Here is an 18,914-nt window from a genome sequence, read left to right as displayed (position 1 = left end):
TGATTTTTTACAACAAAAAAGGTGAGCAGTTGTATCACTGCTCACCTAGATAAACACACTTCCCTAAATTTCATATAAAGGCAGAAAAATCCATACTTACATATGCTTAAAAATGCACTTAAATAAGGGTTTCTATCTTTACAAATCCACTCTAATTAACTATACTAAAAAGAGATATTTTATATCTTAATAGCATAGTTAACTAGAACGGTTTGGGAAGTTTACTCACTGGTGATGTGCAGTGACGTAAATGGAATACAAGATGTAGTCAGCAAATTGTATTCACCAAGAAGTAGAAATGTAGTCAGCAGATCTACTTCCTCTATCTAGTTTGAGACCTGAGAAATCTCAAACTAGACAGCCGTTCTTTTTTTATTTGTGTTTTTATGTTTTATGTGTCGTATATATCCTACAAATTCTTACGAATTTTTTATGTATATTATCAAACTAAATCGTATTGTGTTGAGAAACTTGTTGTCTATAACGTTACAATAAGTTTTTTTGTTTGTAAACAGCAATTACTAAGCTTTTTATAATAATATCCCTATTTCCCTATTTCTATTTTTAGACAAAGGGAAATAGGGATATTTCTATTTTTATACTTTTCTATATTTCCCTATTTTTTTATTTTTTCTTGCCTGTATTTAATCGTTTGATTTCATTAGAATTTCTTATCTTTCCTTATTTATTAAATACAAAATATCCTTTAATGCCAACACTTAGGATGTTCTATAATAATTCTATTATTCTATTGCAACAACAAAATATCATTGATATAATTTAGTTAGACATATAGAAATATCCCTATTTCTAAAAATAACTATTTCTATATTTCCCTATTTTTGTTATTGATTTTATAGAAATAGGGAAATATAGAAATTTAAAAATTAAATGGAGTGGTATAAATGACAACTACAATTACTGTCGGTAATTACAAGGGTGGCGTTGGTAAAACAACGAATGCCGTACTAAATGCTTATGAGTTTGCAAAAAAAGGAAAGCGAACATTACTTGTTGACCTTGATCCACAAAGTAACGCAACAAAATCACTCATGTTAACAAAATCCATCTTAAATCCCGATGAAGTGGTAACAATTGAAAAAACTTTAATGAAAGGTATTCAAGAGGGCACTTTAGAAGGTTTAGAAGTTGAAATCATGAAAAATTTATACCTAATTCCATCCTATGTAGATTTTCAGGACTTTGCAAAGTTTCTATATAAATATTGTTCTTCAGAAATAGAAGAGGATTATTACTTTAAAAACTTGCTTGAAAAAATTAAACATAAATATGATTACATATTTATTGATGTTCCACCAATGTCAATTGAAGTTACTAAGAATGCCGTAGTTGCTTCTGATTATGTACTTATAGCACTACAGACACAAGAACGTTCTCTTACAGGCGCTGAAAACTATGTTAATGAACTTGTAAAATTAAAAGAACAATATAATCTTGATATTGAAGTCGTAGGCATTCTTCCCGTATTGTTAAAAAATAACGGGAAAGTAGACCAATATATTATGGAAAATGCTCGTGAAGTTTTTGGCGAGGAGAATCTATTTAAAAATATAGTCCCACAAATGGAACGTATTAAAAGATTTGATGTTAACGGTATTACTGAGAGGGATCGACATGATTTAAATGTAATTGAACTCTATGAAAAAATTAGTGATGAATTACTGGAACGTATTGAATTATTTGAGAAATTAAAGGTTGGTGTATAACATGGCAGAACCAAAAAAAATAGGATTATTAAGTAGAAAGAATTTTACTCCTGAACAATCTTATCAATCACCAGAGGAAACACAAGAAATAGAAAAAACAAAGGTGAAAATACAAGAGCAAGAACAAAAAAAGACAAAAGAAAAAAAAGCTTTTAAGAACCAACAAGGAAGTATTAAAATTTCAAATCAATCCAAAGAAGAACTTGAAGCACTAATGAAAATTACTAATACTAAATATAATTATGAAATAATTGACCTACTTATTGATTGGTACGTCGAAAAAGAATTAACCCCTGCACAAAGAAAGAAATTTAAACTATTAACAGAAATTTAATTATCGATATCCCTATTTAGAAATATCCACTTTTCTAAATAGGGATATTTCTATTTTTTATTCCATCCTCTATTCTCCTGCTAAAACCTATTCTACTACTTCACTTTCCCTAGGATTTTCATTTCTAACATTAATCGTTTATTACATCTCGTTCATTTTTAAAAAAGGGATATTTCCACTTTTCTAAATAGGGATATTTCTATTTTTTATTCCATCCTCTATTCTCCTGCTAAAACCTTATTCTACTACTTCACTTTCCCTAGGATTTTCATTTCTAACATTAATCGTTTATTACATCTCGTTCATTTTTAAAAAGGGATATTTCCACTTTTCTAAATAGGGATATTTCTATTTTTTTATTCCATCCTCTATTCTCCTGCTAAAACCTATTCTGCTACTTCACTTTCCCTAGGATTTTCATTTCTAACATTAATTGTTTATTACATCTCGTTCATTTTTAAAAAAGGGATATTTCCACTTTTCTAAATAGGGATATTTCTATTTTTTTATTCCATCCTCTATTCTCCTGCTAAAACCTATTCTGCTACTTCACTTTCCCTAGGATTTTCATTTCTAACATTAACCGTTTATTACATCTCGTTCATTTTTAAAAAAGGGATATTTCTACTTTTCTAAATAGGGATATTTCTATTTTTTTATTCCATCCTCTATTCTCCTACTTCACTTTCCCTAGGATTTTCATTTCTAACATTAATCGTTTATTACATCTCGTTCATTTTTAAAAAAGGGATATTTCTACTTTTCTAAATAGGGATATTTCTATTTTTTTATTCCATCCTCTATTCTCCTACTTCACTTTCCCTAGGATTTTTATTTCTAACATTAACTGTTTATTACATCTCGTTCATTTTTAAAAAAGGGATATTTCCACTTTTCTAAATAGGGATATTTCTATTTTAAAAACCCTTTAAATATAATAAAAAATATATAGTTTTACACTATATTTTAGTATTTACTTACATTAGGAGGACAGAACTAATATGTTTAAAAATTTATCAGGATTTCTTATTGGCACTCTACTATTATTTGGTTTAACAGCTTGTGATAGCATTAAATCAATGCCAAGTGATATTATAGTTGTAAAGTAATTTAAAAATTTAAAGTGGCATAATTAGAAGCAAAAGAGCCTACAGATCTACCACAAAAAGAGTTGGGTAATACTAGAAAAGATGCAAAACGTATTCTAGTACCAGCTTTAGGAAAGGATAGCGGCGAGAGATTATTCGGATTTAAAAACAAAAAAATCTTGATTAGGCTAAAAAGTAGTATAATGATTTAGGAAATGGAAATCAAATGCTCTTCTCTCACGCATACGCAAAAGGTAATTTCCTTCTACAAATGAATGTTGACTTGAAAGATCCCGAGTTTAATACATACAAAGAAGTTATAAATAAAATTATTAAGTAGGTTAATGAATTCGTTTTCATTAACCTGAAAGTGTGCTAAAATTATGGATGGATGGGAGTCCAATGCATATTATTAAAATTAAGATGGTTCAAGTCAGGGAAAGGCACCTTAGGGTGTCTTTTCTATTTAATATAAGAGCCCCCAAGCATGAAGTCATATACTTGGGAGCCTTAAATTAAGAACAAAATAGAATTACTCCTAAACCAATTAATAGAATTGCTTCATCTGTTGAAATTGGTATAAAAATCCAAATGGAATGCTTTTTACTCATACTACTTAGAAATAGGGATACATCCCTATTTCTAAAAGTGGATATTCCCCTATTTTATTTTTGAAACCTCATCCTACAAATTTTTCTCCAGTAAAAATGTAGCAACACATGATCACAAATTAAAACATTAAAACGATATATTTTAATGTTTTAATTATATTCGGTAAAAGGAGTTTAATCCATAAATAAAAATATAATATTTCTAAACTAACGAAAACTAATAATTACAGTTGAATGATAAATAATGCGGATTTACTTATTGGATTTTTACAAATAAAATTCCACAAAATTGGAATAATAAGCGAATTAAAAAATCAGTTAACCTCGTATATACAATTTACTAAAAACTAATGGTAAAAGAAATTATTGGTTAAGCTAATGTAATATCAAAATTTTACTAAAATCTTAAGGTTAAGTTGAAATGAGGAATTATAGTGAAAAAATTAAATAGTCTGGAATTAATTAATAAGATTAATGCCTTAAATAATTTAGGAAATAAAGAACCCCTAGTAGAATTTTTAAAGAATTTAAAGGAAAATGGCGGTGGGCATATAACAGTAAATCAACTACTTGATTTTTTAAAAGAAATAGGTTATATAAAATAACCTATTTCTTTAAAGAACTCTATTGCTAACTATTCTATTTCGAATATTTTTTAACTTAGTGACATCTTCAGGATTAATGTCAAATTTATTTATTAAAATTACTTCATCAGTAAATTCCAATATTTCTTCTATAGGAAGATTCATTCTGAGCATTTGATCAAGCTTGTCAAAGTACTTTTCTTCAATTTTAAAATAAGGTATTTTAATTTCCTTGAATTCATTTGGAGTTATTTCCAGAACTCCACCACCATAACTTCTTCCTACCAATTCTGAATCAATTAAAGTTAAGGAATTGTAAAAACAAAATATCAAGCTTTTAACATCATAACCATTTCGCATTTGTATTCTATAAGCTGTATCTGTTACATAAACAGAAGAAGAGTTTAAAATTAGTTTTGGATATAGATGAGATCGTTTAAAAAAGAAAGCTTCAGAGTTCCAAATTGAAGGGACTTGATACCAATTATCACGAATCCTACACTTATAATTTTTATTTATTAATAGAAGCTCTCCTTCTCTAATATAATGTTGAACTGATGGAATCCTGCTAATATCGTCTACATTATTTAAATCTATTAACTGACAAGGAACATCATCTACAACCAAATTTTCAAAATCAGAAGGCATAAAATTTATTGTTTGTTTTATAAAAGCACTTTTTTTCAATATAGGTAATGTATAGTTCTGTAATTTATATTTCTCTACTTCTGAAGGCTTCAATATAAAGAAATCATTGTTACCTGTGACTATTCCAGCTCCACTAAAAGAAAAATCTTTAATGCTTTTAAAATTTGATTTTAATTCTGTTATCATATCCATTTCTTCTTTGTTAAAAGTATACCAAAACCATTTTTTAAACAATTGCTTTTTATTATTACTAACTATGTTTAATGTTAATAAATTTTCATTATGCAGCAAGGTATGTGTAATAAGTTTTTTATTACTCTTCTTTATACATAGTATAATAACTACATCTTGATCAATTCCATGAAAAACAGCTTCATTAAACGAATAAATCTTTATTTCTTCAAATTCTTCATATAATAAACTTGTGATAGGTTCAGCATATTTTACCTGTAACATTTCAAATGGTAAAACAAAACAAAGTATGCCATCATTCTTTAATAAATTTATTGCTCCTACAACAAATGCTATCCAAATATTATGGATAGTGCTGGTTTTAATGTTTTTTTCACAAAAAATTTCTTTAACTTTCTTCATTTGCTCGGGATTTATATATTTCTTGTGTATATAGGGAGGATTTCCTATAATTAAGTCAAATTTTCTCCGTCTATTTAAACAGAAATCTAAGAAGTCCTGATTGTAAAATGATGATAAGATGCCTCTATCACTCAGCTCTTTTTTATATTTTTTTGTTTTATTTAATTCTATTTTATCTTTTTCAACACTACAAAATGTTGCCTTGTTGTTACTATTAAGCCCTCCAACATTTAAAAACGCCTTTATAAATACACCGTCTCCACAACTTGGTTCTAGAATTTCTATTTTATCTTTTTTATATAATACTTTTTTACATTGCTCCATCATGTATTCTGCTATATATAATGGAGTATAATATGAACCCTCACTCTTTTTATTTTTCATTATTTTAATTTATCCATTTCAAAATGTTGATTTAAATACACCATTAATTCATTAGCTAATAATTCACTCCCTGGTTTTGGAGTTTGTTCTTGATTTTGAATCTTTATTAGATCCATTAGAGTTTCTATTTTCCATACTGTTTGATGTCTTCCTAAGAACAGCTTTAATTCTCTATAAATATACTCACCAATCTTATTATGACCTTTTACAATTATTTTCCCTTGGTTGTCTCTATAAAATAAAGTATCATAGTCATCCGAACAAGGATTAACAAACCCTTCATCATTGTATATTATTACATCAGGGTTTCCTGAGGGCCATTTGCCACTTTTACTTCTATTACAAGAAGGACATGAATAAATTAAGTTCTCATAATCATTTATTAAATGGTCATGAGTACCTAGTTTTTCGAAAACCTTTTTTGGAACAAAATGATCAATATGATAGTCTTTTTTTACAATACCATAATACGAATTACAGTATCCACACCTTCCCCCAAAGTCTTCTTTTAAAAAAGATCTATAGTCTTGGTACTTTTTATCTTTATCATAAGTTACTTTTCTTTTAGTTGGTTTATTTGCTCTAAATGGTACTCCATCTATTCTAGTAGTCATTTATCATCACCCTGTTGTAAAATGTTTTGGGCAAGATCAATCAATTTCTGCAAATTACTATCTTCTTTCTTTAAATGTAATGGTACTGCTTGTCTTCCACACAGACTAATTTCAATATAATGATCTAATACCAAGAGCCTCTCTTGCTCTTTTTCATTTAACACTTCTTTTTGCTTTAACTCTAAAACTTCACACTGTATATCATGCAATCTTTGTTTATAATTTTTAATTTGCTTAAATATTTTCCGATTAATAAATTCTACATAATCCCCTACTTCATCTTGTACATATTTATCTTTTTCATATACCATATTAACATCTACATTTTTTTTAGATTCTGCATCTAATTCAAAAGATGTTAAAATAAATATTGGGAAAAAGTACAATAATTCCTCTATTGAATGCGCTATATCTGACCCTTCATAATTAACTTTAGAATTTGCTGAGTTCAATTTATGATCTAGTATTAAGGCATCAAATCCCTCTTCATATACTATATCAATTAATTCTTCAAGTGTACTATTTTCAAAGTTTATATTTGTCACTTGTATATCCTTGCTACCATCATAACCTCTACCGATTCTCTCACTTATTAAAATTCCCATCAAAGCATCATCTTCTACTATACCAATCTTATATTGCATTTTTAATACCCTCACCTTTTCTTAATGGAAAATTAAATTTTAACATAAAACCTTCTTCAGGGTCACATACATTTACTTGCCCCTTATATTCTTCTACTATTGTTTTAACAATCCACAAACCTAAACCTGTCCCATCTTCTGAACGAGTCGAAAATAGCGGTAGAAAAATATCATCCTTATCCTTTATTTCTTTTGCTAATCCAGGACCGTTATCTTGAAATATCAATTCAAAAGAATTTTTATCTTTTAGTGGATTTAACATAATCTTAATTTTTCTTTCTCCATTATGATTTTTACTTTGAAGAGAAATAATAGAATTTATGACTAAATTATTTATTATGCTTTCAATATCTATTATATGAGCCCTCCATTCAATTAATAAGGATTCATCTTTTACTATCTCAATTTGAATATTTTTTTCTCTTAAAGGTGGATCCCATGCTTTAATAATTTTATTAATTACATCATAGACATTAACTTTAATTCTTCTTCTCTTATCTTTAGAAACAATATTTAACGCCACATCTAACCATCCCTTTAAAACACGGTCTTTCTCCGACATTACATCAATAAATGAGTTAATTTCGGCTAGCTTTGTTTCATCATTAGAAATTCCATTTAATAATAGTTTTAGATGTTGATTTTTGGTAACTAGTGGTGCACTTAATGTTTTTATTTCATGAGCAAGAGATGTTAAAGTAATACCGGTTCCTGCCAATGCTCTAAGGAGTTTTAGTTCATTTTCTTTTTCCTCTACTGTTTCTTCTATGATTTTATAAGATTGTGCTAGTAATAATTTATCTTTTTCTAACTGCTGAATAATTTTTATTGTTTCTTCATTATTTTTAGGTGTATAAGATTCACGATTTGCTTCTGCCGGTCGAGAGGAACGCTCTTCTTCTGATTTTATTGTTTCCTCTGCTAAATCTTTTCCCTGTTCCTTTATACTTTCTCTTTGATCCTTTTTGTCATTTAATTTCTTGATAGCCTTCATTACTTTTTCTCTATCTTTTTCAAATTCATAAATGATTCTTATCATTAAGTCTTGAAAATGTTCAAATAGTTTCGTTTCCTGTAAACCCTCACGATTAGCTTGGTCTTCAAATACATTAGTTTCTCTGGAAATTGCAATTGTTCCTGATACTTGATTAGCCCTGACCCTCCAAGCACCTTTACTGGTAATGGCTGCTGGGCTTTGTTGCACTCTTTTTCCAAGGTCTAGCCAATCAAAAGCAGTGGATGCCATGTCTCCATATGGCCTTACCCTAAAATGATCTCTGAAGATTTTTATACCACCATATCTATCTAACCAATCTTTTCGAAGTTCGGGATTAAAGTGTTTGTATCCGAATTTCTTCATATCTCTTGCATTAAACTGTCTTTTCATAAAATACAGTGTAAAAGTAAAACTCTTTAATTCTTTTAAATATTCCGGTTTACAATCTGGTATAAGGTAACCTAAAGGATATTTCACCTTAAAATATCCTTTTTCAAAGGCCTCTTTATTGTAAGGATAATCCCCAAATCCATCCATAGTAAAAAGCTCATCATCTATTTTTTGTATTTCATCCCGGTAAATAGTTATCTCAACATCTAAATCCGTAGTAACCGTCGTAACTATTTTATAATCAAAGTCATTGCATATTGAGGCTTGTACAGCCCCATATTTTTCCCCATTAAAAGTAAACAAAAAAATGTCAAATATTTTCTCTTCTTTTGGAGGAATTAACGAATCTAAGCTACTATAAAGTTTTTTAATTTTCTTTTGATCCCATATATCTCTTAATCCTTTAATTTCAAAAACCGTACCATGGTTAAAATGTAAATTTTTCAATTCATCTATTTGATACTTTTCGTATTTAGAAAAATCAATTTTAACGAGTATATTCTCCTCTACAAAGTTCCTGAATTCAGAACTATTAATTTCATTTAACTCCGCACAAACATCATTAAGAACAACGTTTTCTTTTTCGAATTCATCCCATTTTACATCCCAACGGTGACCAATATCTTCTTCTTCTTTAATAGTGTACATGGTGCATGAAGATCCTAAACGATCTAGTGCAAACCTTCCAATTCCCTTTGCTCCCGTTTGGATGCGGCCTTTTTCACTTTTATAATTCTGTTCTTTGTTATTTGTTCCTATAGTCATCCATTCATTTTCAATTGTACTTCTAGACATTCCAGTTCCGTCATCTAGGATATATAGTGTATTGAAGCCTAAAAAAAAGGCCTCTAATTTTTTTTCATCATCTTTAATTTCATTGAGAATATATCCTTCGCTATTTTTTGTGTAATAATTAGTTAAATCATATAAATCCTTAATGGTTTCGTATTCATCATTAGAAAGACTTTGAGGAATTCCTTCATATTGATTTACAATAAATAAAAAGCAACCATTACCATCTGCATCATAACTGTTTTTTACAAGTTCAATCACTGCACTCTCAGCGTTACTCACATTTTCTCTTCCGATTAACCTAGCGGCCCTCGCAGAAACTTTAAAAGGTACCTTTGCCATAAAACCACTCCTAATAATTTGAATAGGGATATATATGTTTGTTTCTATAGTTAAATTATAACAGACAATGTCAGTTAATTACTTGACTGTTTATTTTTATAAAAATAAATATAATATTTTTTATTTCCATGTTGACTAGCTACGGGCTGATTTTGCATATTATAGGTTTAGGGTTTTGATAAGATTATTTCACCCCATAATAATTTACAGGCAATATAAATATTTTCATTAAGTTTTTTCTTTATTTAATCCTAAGAAACATATCCTCAAATAATTATTTTCTGCATTTCGAAAATTTTTACATTTAACTCATCTTATATTGCTTCTAATCTCCAAAACCACAAAAGATACTTTTGTGGTTTTCATTTCACTCCTACACAATATATTCTCTGCTCTTTTTAGGAATGTATAGATAAAAAAACACACCTGCGGCATATGTATGCTAAGGTGTATCCTTATACAAGTTAGATTTAGAAGTTTTACTCTTTTTCATCACATTATATTTTTAAGCATATATAACAAATTTATCTTTTATAATATTTCTTCTTTTGGGTGTTTATGAATATGATACGCTTCTTTTAAACGCTGTAAATAAATTTTGCTATGGATTTTTTACTATCATTATCACGCATTAATATTTAAAATTTTTAGATAACAATCCTTTCTAACCGCTTCTTTATTTAGGTTACAATAAATTGTACAATATTTCCCTACTTCTAAACTTTACTTCATAAATATTCCTTTCTAAATGCACTTTAAATATTATGTTTTTATAAACATCTGACTAAGTAACACTTTTATCTATTAAAACGTAACTCCCAACTCAAACTAATTCTATGACTATAAAATTCAGTTATACAGACTTCCTTACAAAATGTATTATCCTACGTTCTCCTTTAGTAAAAATTTAGTACTTCGAGTGAAAAAAGGGATCTTTATTTTCCATTCTAACACTATATATAAACTCATTTAATACAATTACATTAAAAAAGTGGAAATCGCTAAATACAGCCCAATAGGCACCTCATATTTAATTTCTATGAATATTAATTTTCACTTATCTAAAAACATCTAAATTACAATCAAAAAATAATTCTACTCTGAATAAAACTTAATATTATTTCAATAATATAGACACCCCAGTTCTTAACCATATTCCACAACTGCAGTATTTAACTTTTTCTATCTACTCTTTTATTGATGAACTTTTTAGACTAGCTCTCATATAAAAAAATGAAATCTTTATTTCTCAACATCCAACACATAGAACTTAACTTTTAAAAATGATAACATGAAGGTAACTTTCAGTTGTAATTCTCATTATGTCATTCTTTTTACGTTTAAAAGGTCCTGAACCCCAATCCAGGACCTTTTAAACTATTTTCTGCTATATACGTCTCGATATCTTATTACTAATTTAGAGGTGATTATTCAAAATCATCTTCTAAGGTATATCTCATCCTGTAAACCATAACTGCTATATAAGAGCACTAACTCCAATACCCATATGTAGATATCTCTGGATTATTTGTTTAAAAAATGAACTAAATCAATGTCATACCCTTAAAAAATGAACGTTAAATAATAACAGTACCTACTACATCTTCTCTCTTAAGCTCTAATACTAAGTTTAGAAAATATAAATACTTGTAGATTCCTAAATAAATTAAGAAAAACATGGTAAATACAAAATGAACAAACAATTCATTCGAATAGTACCATAGTGTCACATATAGTTCCTATATTATTAGAAACAGAGCTATCTTTACGGCTTAACTAATAAAATGACAGCTGCAAAAAATATGACAAGCCATTACAATAAAACAAAAATATTTAATGTGTCTATTAAGAATACAGAATACTCGTGACAAAAAATACAAATAAGTTATATAAAATATGCGATAATATTGGTACTTTTAAATCTCTAGTCTTTTCATAACTCCATGCATATAAACACCCATTTATAAAGTAAGGGAAGAAAAACCAATCAAAATGAACAGCTGCAAAAATACCATTGGCAATAATAATTGCTACTTTCCGATTAATTCGTTCGAATAATACCCCTAATCCTATAGGTAGAACCTTTCTGAAGATCCATTCTTCAATAATAGGAGCTATCAAAATTGGTACAACTAAATAGAAAAAATTTAGCTCAATTTTTATATTTACTTGCTCTGTACTACTTGTATCACCTCCCAAATAACCTTTTAGGAAAGAAAAAAAGAAACTGGATACAATTGCGAATCCAGTCCCCATTAACACCCATTTTCCTTTTTCTAATAATCCTTTTATGTTCAATTCTCTCCCTCCTTAGCCACTACTGTTCTTCTTTATTATTTGTCTTTATATAAAAAGTTCTTTACTAGCAAATTCCTAATTTAAGGGTGTAAGGTACCCTAACCCTACCTATCATATTAACCATAAAATAAAATGTACGAACAAAAGACTCAGAAAAACGCATAATTGCACTCCAGCATGATGTATTTTTTCCCATGATAAAATACATCATAACAAGAACACATAGGTATTGGCGTATAGGCACATGATTCCTAGAGCAACTAAAGATTCTAAGTAAGTGGGTTTAGGTGTCATAAAGCCTTTTAGAAAAACTATAATAAAAAACCAAGAAAATACAAAACTGACTCTATTTTTAACAATTATTAAAAATATTCTAAGTGAACGTCTTTCATATTTCGGTATTCTAATACTGTACCTCTTTGATTCTATAGTCTAAACATCATTTAAACTTTACAATAGTAGCTTTCCATCTTTAAATTTAAGATTTTATTAGATTTCACTGCCTAGTAAAAATTTTTTTATTCTGTAAAGAATTATTTTAACTTTTTCTAGTAAATTCAAATATAATCTTCCCACTGGAATCTAACTTCAGATATGCATCAAATTCTTTCCCTGATTTACCCTTCATTCCTTTAATCAATCCTGTTTTCTTACCGGCTAGTAATTTCTTAACGTTTGCTTCGCTTATTTTCTTTGTTAAAAATTCGCTTGGAAGAGAGAATTTGCAACCTTCCTTATAGCCTGTACACCCGTAAAACGTCTTGCGATTCGCTATGTCTTTGCTACATTTCGGACATTTCCCTACGGAATCCTTTGTTTTCATTTCTTGTACTTTACTATCTATCTGAAGCTCACTAATTGACTTCGTAGCGTTACCAATCAGCTGCTTGGTAAATTCCCCTGTCTTCGCTATAAACACCTCTTTAGAGCCTTGTTTCTTCCCGATTTTACGTAAATATCCTTCCCATTGCGCTGTCATTTCGGGCTTCGCTAATAATGAGCCGCCCACGGCTTCGCAAAGAATTTCACCTTTCGGTGTAACAGTCACCTTATTCTTTTTCACTTCTATATATTCTTGTTTTTTGAGCGTTTCAATGATGCCAGCTCGTGTTGCTTCCGTACCAAGTCCCTCTACTTCTTTTAGGATGCTTTTACTTTCTTCATCCTCTACTGAAGCACCGCACGTTTTCATTAATGTAATGAGTTGCCCCTCTGTATAGGGATTAGGTGGTGTTGTGATCCCCTCTTTCGTTTGTATCTTCCCTTGTACAAGTTCACCTTTTTGTACAACAGGAAGGAGGGATTCCCTGTCTTCGCTCTCTTCTTCGATTGATTGATCTGCTTTGTAAAGTTCTTTCCATCCTAACGCTTTTTCCGCTTTTCCTTTTGTCGTAAAATCTAATCCATTCATATCTGTTGTAATAATCGTTTCTTCATATTCGTAAGGTGCATAGAACATGCCTAACACACTTTTTAACACTTCCATATACAAGTTGCGCTGCTTGTCCGTTAATTGATCCACCTTGTGTTTCGAAGGAACGTTTTTAGTCGCTATAACGGCATAGTGCTCCTGTACTTTTTGATTATCAACGTAGCGTTTATTTGGTTCTAGCGTTGGAGCGTGAAAAGATACTCCTACAAGAGATTGATATCCCTCTAGGTTTTGGACTAAATAAGCAAATTCGTTTTCTGTAATGTAATTACAATCTGTTCGTGGATATGTTACGAGTTTTGCTTCGTATAGTTCTTGAACAATTTTCAGCGTATCAGCAGGTGAATACTTATACTTTTTATTCGCTAAAGCCTGTAGGGAAGAAAGAGAGAACAACTTTGGCGCTTCTTGTTTCTTCGGTTTTACTTCCACGGATTTTACTGCGCCTTGCTGATTGCCTCCTTCAGACAGCTGATGTTTCTTCAGTAGCAATGCCACTTCATTTTTCGTTTGGAATCGCTCTTTGTATCTTCCTTTATATGTTCCATTCATCCCTTTAAATTGACCTTCCAGTTCAAAGAAAGGGGATGGTTTAAAGTGTTTGATGTCCTGCTGCCGTTGATTAATGAGACATAAAACGGGAGTCTGAACACGCCCTACACTGTAAACACCTTGTACACCTTTTTGACGTAATAACAGCGTATATAATCGGCTTGCATTCATACCAATTGCCCAATCACTAATTTGACGGGCCTGCGCTTCAGCAAACATGCTCTCAAACTCAGAACCTTCCTTCAGGTTCTGGAATCCCTTTTTAATTTCATCTACTTCTAAGCTGTTGATCCATAAGCGCTTTATCTTTTTACTTGTGCATCCTGCTTCCTGAATGATTAAACGCGCGATTGCTTCTCCCTCTCTATCAATATCCGTTGCGATTGTAATACAATCTGCTTCCTTCATTAATTTTTTTACAACGTTGAACTGCTTTCTTTTATCCGCTGACACTTTATATCCGTAGCGCTCCGGTAAAATTGGCAATTGTGACATATCCCATTTTTCCCACTCTGTTTTATAATCTTGTGGTGATTTTAATTCCACTAAATGCCCGTATCCCCATGTAATATTCGCTCCATTTGGCATTAAGGAACAAGGCGCAATGGAAAAGTATCCATCTTTCTTCTCTACTTTCGGGAACGCTTCCGTGTATGCTTTTGCTTGTGATGGTTTCTCTGCAATAATTAATGTATTCACATGTATTACTTCCTCTCATTTACAATTTTTACAATATTAAAAGGAGTAACACAGCGCTATACTCCCTACTATCATATAAAAGAAAAGCAACATATCGCTATGTCGCCCTTTTTAATAATTCTCATTCCAATTATTTCTAAAAAAAGTAGCCTCCATGCAGAAAGAATAAGGATTAATTAAAATTAATAATTTTAATATAAAAATAATATATTTTAAATTTCTCATTTAAAATATATAAAAATGACATATCACTTTATGTCATTACGTCTTATCTCTCGCGCCCCATTTGGCGCATATAGGCTAGTCTTCTTGCTCGTTTCTTCTGTTCATCTCGACTTTCTTCCTGATCCCGACCCTCTGTTTTCTTTTGAATCTTTATCTCATCTTGTTTTCCTATTGTTTCTTGAACCCCTGCACTATCTTTTATTGCTACTTTCTCTCGAATCTTTACATGATTTTGTTCCACTTTTGTTTCTTTAATCTCTACTTTATCTTGTACTTTTATTTTCTCTTGGATTTCTTTTTTATCTTTTTCTTTTGATTTTTCTAGTTCTTTCACTAATCCAAGTTCTTTATTAAAATTCAGCAGAGTAGAATTTTTAAATTTCCCTACCTTATGAGCTATTCCTTTCTTTTCTTTACGGATATAATCCTTTAAATATGAAACAAATTCACTTTTAATCGTGTCATAATTATCTTTGATATAATCATATTGTTCTCTATCTAAATCGGTGCGATTCTTTATGTAAGAACTCTCAGGAAGTATCAACGCATGAGAATAATCAATCCCCGCATTAGCGGATTTACTAGAGGGCGCATGAAATCCATTAGGATGATTCAAATTTGATCTCAATGGTAATAAAAAGTTATTGTCTTTTACCTTAATTGACACATATACATAAGGTCTTTTCACTTGTTTTGGAACGTTATTTTCGTCCAACATATTTTTGAAATGACTATTTTCTTCAAAATATTTTCTATTTAAATGAATAACATCTATTTTTTTAGTCATTTTGTTTTCCCCTCCAATAAAAAAAAAGACAACCAATATGGTTGTCTTTTAAATTTAATGCATTAAATTTGATCATCGTTCTTTTAATTTATATCGTTGCGGAGGTGAACGAGTAAAAACTCCGCTGAATATGTCCCTGTTCTTTTCATTTATGTTATTGCGGAGATGAATCAGAAAAGAACTCCGCTCAATTACAATACCTATTATATACTAAAATTTCTTGGTTATCAATATTTTTTTTGGTAACTTTTTCTTTTTATACATATCATTTTTGTCTTCTTATCTACAACACATACGTAGCTTTTCTCTCTATTTAGCCCTTGAATAGAGTTTAAAAAATTTCCCATCCACTATCGATTTGTATAGAAATATGATTTTTCCTATACATCAAACTCTTTTACTTTTATATTTATTCCTACAAAATTAATAACAGTTTTATGAATAAATCCTTTAGGTTTTTCAAAAAATAAACTCATATATCATATAGAATTAAAAAGCTAAAAGCTTATTATTCCATATGAGGCAAGCTCATAAACAATTACAAGCGTACTAATTATTAAAATTAGCTTTTCTGCTAGTCCACCGTAACTATAGTAAATAATATAAAACCCACTCTGAAATTTTTTATTCGAAATTGGTAATAACCACTTGATTCCCTTTTTAGAAAAACTATCTTCTACTAAATGTAGAAAATAACCAGCTAATATGCACATACCATTAGTAAATGATAACGGTGTCATCCCTACTGCAAATAAAATAGGAATCAGCACAAGCACTAAACCCAGTAGTGAATGAGTGATTCCCCTATGTCCAAATACTGTATTCATTAGGTCTGATACCCCTCGTGTTCTTCGACCAATCCATGAGTGCTGTTCATCTATATCTGGCAATAAAGCTCCAAAACTAATTGCTATAACATTTCCGACGGTGAGATTTCCTGACGATGCTAAAACAGGCAAAGCAACCGCTAGGCTCGTTGTAAGGTGCGTTTTATACTTCATGTACTATGTCCCCCAATATAATTTTCTAATCATCTATTCACCCGATCCATAAAACCATTAATCAACGGGTATAATTTTTTCTATCCATGAAGACACAACATTAACAATTTCTAATAAAGATAAATCCCAAAAACTAGGGAGACCATATAAATAAAATTTAAATAGCATTATAAACCAACTTATAAGTACGATTATTTTCCGTTATATCGTTTCAGCTATAATAAATAACATTAAATCTACTTTGTTTTGATAACTTATATTTGTATATGTCAGTTTGCGCTTGGGGGAATTCCCAAACACTCAATCCCATTATTTGTTATATAGTTTTTTTCTTTTCATTAAGTAGTTTGATTTTTTCATGCTTCATTTTTATGTCATTTTTTATTAGCTCGATTTCCTTATTATTATTATTTACTGTTGCTGTATTTGAGTTAATCATATTTTGTGTTTTAGCTTTTTCTGCTTCTGTTTGATACTCCATCTCTTTTTTCAATTTATCATTTTTAATTTCTAGCTGCTTATTAGCACTATTTTTATCTCTAATTTTTTGTTCTAAATCTTTAATTTCTTTTTCACTATCTTTTTGTAAAAGTGTAAGATACTCTTTCTCATAAAAATCTTTTGACTCTTCTTTTAATGAATTATTTTTCAATTTATCTTTTTCCACAATGTACGTTTTAAAACTGCTATCCTTAATGTCCTCAGCATCTGTTTGTAATTCTGGATGGATATATTCAGGTTTAACCATTGAAGATACAACACCAAAATCTTCCGGTATGTTCTTACTAATGACAATAATATAGTCATCACTTGCACGATAAACTTTTGTTTTCACATCATCTTGTTTCTGCTTAATGTACTTATTCTCTATTTTATATTTCATGTTACTTAAAATTTGTGTATCATTTTCTGACTTTAATTGATAATCAATTCGTAGGGTTTGATTTGCTGGATTGTATTCTTTCTTGGCAACAGAAATTTTAACTGTAGGTGATAACGTTTGATAATCGCCTAATTTTAACTCTGGAAATTTATATGTAGCACCACTAAATACCGGTGAAATACAAAGTATAAAAAACATCGTTATAAAACTTCCAAGCGTTAGCAGGTAAGCCTTTCTTTTAGCATTTGCAGCCTTTCTTTGTCCCTTTTTTTTGTTAAATTTCAAATGCATAATGCTTCTCCCTTCATATTCACTATACTCACCTGTTCATGAATATTTTCAAGTTTGTAATTTGTATACTTCACTTTCCCATTAACATTGGGCTCATATTCACGTACAATTAACCAATCCACCTTATCTCCAGAATTATAATCAAACCACCGACAGGGAATTTCAACATACTTATCTTTCCTTATCCCTTTCTTTTTTCGTAATCTCAAAATTAAATATACACCTTCATTTACATAATCATGATTTGCTTTCAACTCACTCAAGCGCATGATAAATAATCCCTTTCTATTTGATGATAAAATCAACAAATCTACACTTTTTATAAAATTCATAAATAAGCCCCTGATAACAATTTGTTTACAGGGGCTTATTTTTCTATTTACCTTTTTGTTGGATATGTAATATAGTCTACAACCTTAATTTCATTCCCTTGCTTCTCTAGGGTTATTTTTATTAAATTTTTAATCGTGGTTTGTTTATTTTCTAATCCTTCAATCGTATACTCAACATCAATTAAAACACTACATTTCTTAGAAATATCTTCACTTGAGCCAATAAAAAATTCAGCATTATTTACAGTTGATTTAAAATTTGGATCTCCTATATCTTCCGTATCCGGTGCTACCATGTCCACTACCTTTTTATCTGTGATTTTCAATAAATTGTTTCTTCTCTCACCTTTATTCTTCACCGAATAATTTAAATAAGCATGAACAAATTGATTTGATATATCTTTATATTGATTTTGTAAATCTATTACTGGATTAACCCCAGATTTATCTTGCACATTAGTATCTTCATTATTAGACTTCGTACTAGCTTGATCTAGTTTTGATTTTAGTTCGCTAATAGTTTTATCTTTTTTATCAAATGTAATTTTATTCTCTCTATCTTTCTTATCAAATTCTTTCTTTGTGTTATATGTAAGTACACCACTATATATAATAGATACACTTAATGCACCAATTAAAATTTTCGTTAAATTATTCACAATCTT

Annotated in this window: 14 protein-coding genes and 1 pseudogene; 4 read left to right on the top strand and 11 right to left on the bottom strand. The window is 29.7% G+C overall.

The features are described 5' to 3' along the window. Window positions 1-905 precede the first annotated feature (905 nt). The 4 genes and pseudogenes from DN399_RS27925 to DN399_RS28250 all read left to right on the top strand — a co-directional run bounded on the left by DN399_RS27925 (window position 906) and on the right by DN399_RS28250 (window position 4,365). Window positions 906-1,727, top strand: a complete 822-nt coding sequence (locus tag DN399_RS27925) for a ParA family protein (RefSeq protein WP_000213995.1) — start codon at window positions 906-908, stop codon at window positions 1,725-1,727. A 1-nt stretch (window position 1,728) separates the two neighbouring features. Beyond that, the gene (locus DN399_RS27920; RefSeq protein ID WP_000830096.1) at window positions 1,729-2,061 is read left to right on the top strand and encodes a DUF5388 domain-containing protein; all 333 of its coding nucleotides are present in this window, start codon (window positions 1,729-1,731) and stop codon (window positions 2,059-2,061) included. A 1,001-nt stretch (window positions 2,062-3,062) separates the two neighbouring features. Further along, a pseudogene (locus tag DN399_RS28565) lies at window positions 3,063-3,489 on the top strand (stress protein). 705 nt (window positions 3,490-4,194) lie between these two features. Then, on the top strand, window positions 4,195-4,365 hold the full coding sequence (locus tag DN399_RS28250; RefSeq protein WP_179953541.1) for a hypothetical protein: 171 nt from the start codon (window positions 4,195-4,197) through the stop codon (window positions 4,363-4,365). A 9-nt stretch (window positions 4,366-4,374) separates the two neighbouring features. On the opposite strand, the gene DN399_RS27910 is transcribed toward DN399_RS28250, so the two are convergent. The 11 genes from DN399_RS27910 to DN399_RS27860 all read right to left on the bottom strand — a co-directional run bounded on the left by DN399_RS27910 (window position 4,375) and on the right by DN399_RS27860 (window position 18,908). Continuing rightward, window positions 4,375-5,970: an Eco57I restriction-modification methylase domain-containing protein gene (locus DN399_RS27910; protein ID WP_149150203.1), complete on the bottom strand. Its 1,596-nt coding sequence runs from the start codon at window positions 5,968-5,970 to the stop codon at window positions 4,375-4,377. Continuing rightward, window positions 5,970-6,584, bottom strand: a complete 615-nt coding sequence (locus tag DN399_RS27905) for an HNH endonuclease (protein WP_149150202.1) — start codon at window positions 6,582-6,584, stop codon at window positions 5,970-5,972. Before DN399_RS27905 ends, DN399_RS27910 begins: the two co-directional genes overlap by 1 nt. Then, the gene (locus DN399_RS27900) at window positions 6,581-7,228 is read right to left on the bottom strand and encodes a hypothetical protein (protein ID WP_149150201.1); all 648 of its coding nucleotides are present in this window, start codon (window positions 7,226-7,228) and stop codon (window positions 6,581-6,583) included. Before DN399_RS27900 ends, DN399_RS27905 begins: the two co-directional genes overlap by 4 nt. Continuing rightward, a complete protein-coding gene (locus tag DN399_RS27895; RefSeq protein WP_149150200.1) occupies window positions 7,218-9,749 on the bottom strand; it encodes a sensor histidine kinase in 2,532 nt (843 codons plus the stop codon). Before DN399_RS27895 ends, DN399_RS27900 begins: the two co-directional genes overlap by 11 nt. A gap of 1,845 nt (window positions 9,750-11,594) precedes the next feature. Next, window positions 11,595-12,047: a CPBP family intramembrane glutamic endopeptidase gene (locus DN399_RS27890; RefSeq protein ID WP_149150199.1), complete on the bottom strand. Its 453-nt coding sequence runs from the start codon at window positions 12,045-12,047 to the stop codon at window positions 11,595-11,597. Between the two features lie 538 nt (window positions 12,048-12,585). Continuing rightward, window positions 12,586-14,730, bottom strand: coding sequence for a type IA DNA topoisomerase (locus DN399_RS27885; protein ID WP_149150198.1), 2,145 nt, complete (start codon window positions 14,728-14,730; stop codon window positions 12,586-12,588). 268 nt (window positions 14,731-14,998) lie between these two features. Beyond that, window positions 14,999-15,742: a type III toxin-antitoxin system TenpIN family toxin gene (gene tenpIN / locus DN399_RS27880; RefSeq protein WP_000162210.1), complete on the bottom strand. Its 744-nt coding sequence runs from the start codon at window positions 15,740-15,742 to the stop codon at window positions 14,999-15,001. Window positions 15,743-16,239: 497 nt separating this feature from the next. Then, window positions 16,240-16,743, bottom strand: coding sequence for a metal-dependent hydrolase (locus DN399_RS27875; RefSeq protein WP_000875859.1), 504 nt, complete (start codon window positions 16,741-16,743; stop codon window positions 16,240-16,242). 316 nt (window positions 16,744-17,059) lie between these two features. Then, window positions 17,060-17,917 carry a hypothetical protein gene (locus tag DN399_RS27870; protein ID WP_000550230.1) on the bottom strand — a complete coding sequence of 286 codons (858 nt, stop codon included), beginning with the start codon at window positions 17,915-17,917 and terminating at the stop codon, window positions 17,060-17,062. After that, window positions 17,908-18,186: a DUF5513 family protein gene (locus tag DN399_RS27865; protein WP_033666662.1), complete on the bottom strand. Its 279-nt coding sequence runs from the start codon at window positions 18,184-18,186 to the stop codon at window positions 17,908-17,910. The genes DN399_RS27870 and DN399_RS27865 overlap by 10 nt, the downstream gene beginning before the upstream one ends. 110 nt (window positions 18,187-18,296) lie before the next feature. After that, window positions 18,297-18,908 (bottom strand): hypothetical protein, encoded by a 612-nt coding sequence (locus DN399_RS27860; RefSeq protein ID WP_001061785.1) that lies wholly within the window; start codon window positions 18,906-18,908, stop codon window positions 18,297-18,299. Between the last annotated feature and the right edge of the window lie 6 nt (window positions 18,909-18,914).

It is taken from the genome of Bacillus sp. AR4-2 (assembly GCF_008274865.1).
Taxonomy (GTDB): Bacteria; Bacillota; Bacilli; order Bacillales; family Bacillaceae_G; genus Bacillus_A; species Bacillus_A cereus.
Note: the sequence above shows the minus strand (reverse complement) of the source record. Positions and strands in the feature narration are given on the sequence as shown.

What these genes read in the sequence shown, in the direction of transcription:
- DN399_RS27925 (WP_000213995.1), top strand. Translation starts at nt 906, where the DNA reads ATGACAACTACAATTACTGTCGGTAATTACAAGGGTGGCGTTGGTAAA.
- DN399_RS27920 (WP_000830096.1), top strand. Translation starts at nt 1,729, where the DNA reads ATGGCAGAACCAAAAAAAATAGGATTATTAAGTAGAAAGAATTTTACT.
- DN399_RS27910 (WP_149150203.1), bottom strand. Translation starts at nt 5,970, where the DNA reads ATGAAAAATAAAAAGAGTGAGGGTTCATATTATACTCCATTATATATA.
- DN399_RS27905 (WP_149150202.1), bottom strand. Translation starts at nt 6,584, where the DNA reads ATGACTACTAGAATAGATGGAGTACCATTTAGAGCAAATAAACCAACT.
- DN399_RS27900 (WP_149150201.1), bottom strand. Translation starts at nt 7,228, where the DNA reads ATGCAATATAAGATTGGTATAGTAGAAGATGATGCTTTGATGGGAATT.
- DN399_RS27895 (WP_149150200.1), bottom strand. Translation starts at nt 9,749, where the DNA reads ATGGCAAAGGTACCTTTTAAAGTTTCTGCGAGGGCCGCTAGGTTAATC.
- tenpIN (WP_000162210.1), bottom strand. Translation starts at nt 15,742, where the DNA reads ATGACTAAAAAAATAGATGTTATTCATTTAAATAGAAAATATTTTGAA.
- DN399_RS27875 (WP_000875859.1), bottom strand. Translation starts at nt 16,743, where the DNA reads ATGAAGTATAAAACGCACCTTACAACGAGCCTAGCGGTTGCTTTGCCT.
- DN399_RS27870 (WP_000550230.1), bottom strand. Translation starts at nt 17,917, where the DNA reads ATGCATTTGAAATTTAACAAAAAAAAGGGACAAAGAAAGGCTGCAAAT.
- DN399_RS27865 (WP_033666662.1), bottom strand. Translation starts at nt 18,186, where the DNA reads ATGCGCTTGAGTGAGTTGAAAGCAAATCATGATTATGTAAATGAAGGT.